This window comes from bacterium, assembly GCA_040757115.1.
In the GTDB taxonomy this organism is placed as follows: domain Bacteria; phylum UBA9089; class CG2-30-40-21; order CG2-30-40-21; family SBAY01; genus JBFLXS01.
Genome location: JBFLYA010000299.1, coordinates 1 through 4,177, shown reverse-complemented (window position 1 = coordinate 4,177; position 4,177 = coordinate 1). Strand labels below are relative to the sequence as shown.

Below are 4,177 nucleotides of genomic sequence, written 5' to 3'. Positions count from 1 at the left end.
TTACGCAATTTGGTAATGGACTAAATATAATCAATGAAATCTCAAAAAAGGTTAAAGATATATATAATTCTTTTGACATCGATGTATCAAATCTCTCCCCATAGTTATAACTTTTCGGGAATTTAGGGTATAAAGATGGAAAGCCCCTTCTAGAGATATTTCCTTGGAGTAAAGTCACAGGAGCAATTGAGATTAAAGTGAAGGTAATGGATGGAGCAAGTGGTTCTGGAATTGATCGAGTAGAATTCTATTATACTGACCAAATATTAATTAACTTAATTGATAAAAAAGATGAAGATAAAGATGATGAAGGGATACTGGAAGAATATAGTTGTAATTGGGATGTCAGTAGTATTCCTCAATATCCTATGTGGCGGGCCTACGCTCGAGTATATGATCGTGCAGGAAATATGGGTGAAGGGGAAAAATTTGTAATTGGTAATTCTTATGATATTACTGACGGCTTTTTTGTTATCATCGACCACACACCACCACAGGTAGCCAACACTAAACCGGCTAATGGCCAAACCAAGGTTTATCTTGGTAATCGCATCCGCATTACCTTCTCAGAGGAGATGGGGACAGAGACAATTAATGAGAATACAATTCTACTTAATAATGGTGCTGTTGTTGGTTCTGTAAGCTATAACCCGGACATCAGAAGTGCATTTTTTACACCAACACAACCACTAAATATTGGCACTAATTATACTATTTTAGTCAAAGGTGGTGAATCGGGGGTAAAGGATTTAGCTGGTAATCCATTAACAGAGCAGGAAACATATATTTATTGTTACTTCTTGACTTAGCCCATAACTACAAAATTATTTTTCGCGACAATCTGTTGTAGGAAACATTGAAAATAAAAGAGTTGCGAATTTTTTCACCGAGAATTGCTGGTGAATACAAAAATTACTTGACTTGATTTAGATGAAGGAGTATAATGGTAATATCATGGAATTAGTAATCAGTAAGCGGTTATATTTACTCTTTAGTGGATTATTGGTATTGTTGGTCTGTATGCTTTTTAGCTGTGGACAGCAAGGCAAAGGGTACAGAGCGAAGAGCAATGAGTTACAAGTAGAGAGTAAAGAACAAAAAGTAGAGGCTAAAGAACAAGCTAAAATACAACCGAAGAAAGAAACTAATCAGACTAAACCTGAACTTTCTAAAAAAGAGAAGAAAAGGATTGAGAAGAGGATATTGGAGATTGTGGAGAGGATAGAAAGATGTTGTGATTTTCGACCAGAAGAGTTTGCATCAGAAGAAAAAATGGAAGAGGCACAAAAACACTATCCCACACAGGAAGAATTAGATAAGATGGTAAAGGAAATGAGGGATATGGGACATCAAGCGGTACCTACATTAATCAAGGTACTAAAGGATAAAAAAAGACTATGGAAATTTCGAGAATTTGTTATTAACCTCATGATAACTGAGGAGATAAAAGATGAAAGGATGATTAAGCCATTGATGGAGATAGTCAAGGATAGAAGGGATGATATCGTAGTTCGATTAGAGGTAGCTCGGGTATTAGAAGATGAATTTGGTAAAAAAGGCGTATTGAAATTAGAGGGTGAACAGAAAAAGATGAGAAAGAAGGTGTTAAAGATTGTAGATAGGATGGAAAAAGTATGGGCGGGGAAAGGGGATTCGTGGGGGAAGGCTATTTTTACATATGGAGGTAGAACGGATCTTGAGCATATAGGCAAACCCGGAGTACCAACGATGATAGAGGTGATAAAGGACAAGAAGAGAAATCGGGCTTTACGAGTTGACCTGGCAGAGATAATTATATATGGTATATATGGGTCTTCACGAGTTGACCCGGAAGGAATGGTTGTGTATGGTACAAAAGATAATGAAGCAGTTAAACCTTTATTGGAGGTAGTAGGTGATGAAGAAGATGATGGGGTAGTTCGAGGACAAATAGTACATGACTTAGGTAAGAGTGAATCAGTTCGTCCTGAACCTTTAGTTAAACTACTGGAGACTACAAAGAATGTTGAGGTACGCTCGAATATAATAAATGCAGTAGGATATGTAGGGAATAAAGAGACAATAAAGGTATTGATAAAGATATTAGAGGATAAAAATGAGAATATGAGGTGTAGAGCATGTGCTGCTGGGTCACTTTCACAATTAGGAGAACGGACAGGTGATAGGAGTATGGTGGAACCATTAATTAAGATGTTTGACGAAAAAGGTGTCGGTAGCTATGCAATAGGTATAATAGGTGCGTTAGGTGATGCAAGAGCAGTAGAACCATTGATAAAGATAGGTGCTGCTGAAGCATTAGGAAATTTATGGGAGCATGGCGTACATGATGAAAAAATAGTAGATGCACTGATTGAAAAGTTGAAAGATGAAGATGGATTGGTAGTAAGGCGTGCAGCAAAGGCTTTAGGCAAAACAGGGAGTAAAAGGGCTATTGAACCGCTTATAGAAGCCTTTAAAAATGAAACAGATTTTGGAACTAGAAGGTTTATAGCTGTTTTTGGATTAAGTAAGTTTAAGGATGAGAGAGTAATTAAATTATTAGAGGAGGCATTAAAGGAACCAAAAAACGAATGTATTAAAGAAGAACTGATGAGATGTTTAAAAAATGTTACAACACAACAAGAGAATGATGACGATTAAATTAAACATAAAAACTTTATCTAAAGGAGGGATGTATCATGTATAAAAAAGTATTGTTAGGACTAACAATCATTTCATTAACATGGTTGTATCCAAAGGAATTTGTTTATAGTCAAGAAAGAACAATATCCTGGATAAATGCCGAGATGGGTGATGTTATCTTTAGGGACCTTGGTGAACCTTTCCTGAATTGGTTAGGGCATGGAGGATTTTACTTCCTCAGTGATTCACAACCTAAAGAAGGGGAGGACTTTAAGGTCATTCCTCTTTCCCAAGGAGGAGGGATTTCTGAAATCAACATTCAAGACTCTGATAATTTACATTCTGTTATTCAAGTAAATGGATATAAAGATGAACTTCCACCTGAAATTCAAGTGTGTGATGTTGTAACTCTTTATTTTGCTCTTGCTGGAAAGGAGCCCTGGGGTGCATATAATAAATCAGGGAATCTAAGTGCTGATGATCGAAGAGATATTCTTTCCTACGCCTACCAGCAGAAACAACTTAATCCAAAATATTCTGTTGGTGGCTGGAAGAAAACTGAAACACCGAGAAGTATTAAGAATCCGAGTGATAAACCAGAGAAAGGCACATTTCGTTCTGATGGATTCATAGAGTATATTTATGAGCAGGCAAGTCTGGGCGGCTTTTTCTCTGCTAAAGACGAATTAGATTGCTTCCCACCAATATTATTTAGGCTACCAAATGGAATTCCTATAATAGTTCCTAAAATACCTACCTTTACCCCGGTTAATTTGATGAAAAAGATGGTAAAAGCAAAGACGGAAGCCCCTCAAATACTCTCTACTGAATTATGGAAAGGGGGTAAAAAGATTGATGAGTATGGTAAATTAACTGGGGAAGTAACAATTAAAGCAAAGGTGAAGGATGGAGATAAAGGCTCTGGAATTGATAAGGTAGAGTTTTATTATAATGAGTTGATTTTGAATAATTTGATTGATAAAAAGGATGAGGATAAAAATGATGATGGTGTATCACAAGAATATTCCTGCCAATGGGATACAAATGGTATTTCTAATTATCCACTCTGGCATGTCTATGCCAAAGTATATGATAGAGCAGGTAATATAGGAAAAGGTGAGAGTTTTATGATAGGAAGTTCTTATACCGTTGATGATGGTTTTTCTGCCATCATTGACCACACACCACCACAGGTAGCCAACACTAAACCGGCTAATGGCCAAACCAAGGTTTATCTTGGTAATCGCATCCGCATTACCTTCTCAGAGGAGATGGGGACAGAGACAATTAATGAAGATACAATTCTGCTTAATAATGGTGCTGTTGTTGGTTCTGTAAGCTATAACCCGGACATCAGAAGTGCATTTTTTACACCAACACAACCACTAAATATTGGCACTAATTATACTATTTTAGTCAAAAGTGGCGAACTGGGGTAAAGGATTTGGCTGGTAATCCATTAGAGGTAGATTACACATCTTCCTTTACTACCGTAACTGATTTAATACCAGGTAAGGTCATAGAGGTGCCGGTATGTTACACCGATGAAAGCGGG

At 36.9% G+C, this 4,177-nt stretch carries 3 protein-coding genes; all 3 read left to right on the top strand.

Annotation, left to right across the window (positions count from 1 at the left end; genetic code table 11):
* The first annotated feature begins 206 nt into the window (after positions 1 to 206).
* The 3 genes from AB1422_17435 to AB1422_17425 all read left to right on the top strand — a co-directional run bounded on the left by AB1422_17435 (position 207) and on the right by AB1422_17425 (position 4,061).
* Positions 207 to 809 (top strand): Ig-like domain-containing protein, encoded by a 603-nt coding sequence (locus AB1422_17435; protein ID MEW6621087.1) that lies wholly within the window; start codon positions 207 to 209, stop codon positions 807 to 809.
* 145 nt (positions 810 to 954) lie between these two features.
* A complete protein-coding gene (locus tag AB1422_17430; GenBank protein MEW6621086.1) occupies positions 955 to 2,640 on the top strand; it encodes a HEAT repeat domain-containing protein in 1,686 nt (561 codons plus the stop codon).
* A gap of 38 nt (positions 2,641 to 2,678) precedes the next feature.
* Positions 2,679 to 4,061 carry an Ig-like domain-containing protein gene (locus AB1422_17425; protein ID MEW6621085.1) on the top strand — a complete coding sequence of 461 codons (1,383 nt, stop codon included), beginning with the start codon at positions 2,679 to 2,681 and terminating at the stop codon, positions 4,059 to 4,061.
* The last annotated feature ends 116 nt before the right edge of the window (positions 4,062 to 4,177 follow it).

What these genes read in the sequence shown, in the direction of transcription:
- AB1422_17435 (MEW6621087.1), top strand. Translation starts at nt 207, where the DNA reads ATGGATGGAGCAAGTGGTTCTGGAATTGATCGAGTAGAATTCTATTAT.
- AB1422_17425 (MEW6621085.1), top strand. Translation starts at nt 2,679, where the DNA reads ATGTATAAAAAAGTATTGTTAGGACTAACAATCATTTCATTAACATGG.
- AB1422_17430 (MEW6621086.1), top strand. Translation starts at nt 955, where the DNA reads ATGGAATTAGTAATCAGTAAGCGGTTATATTTACTCTTTAGTGGATTA.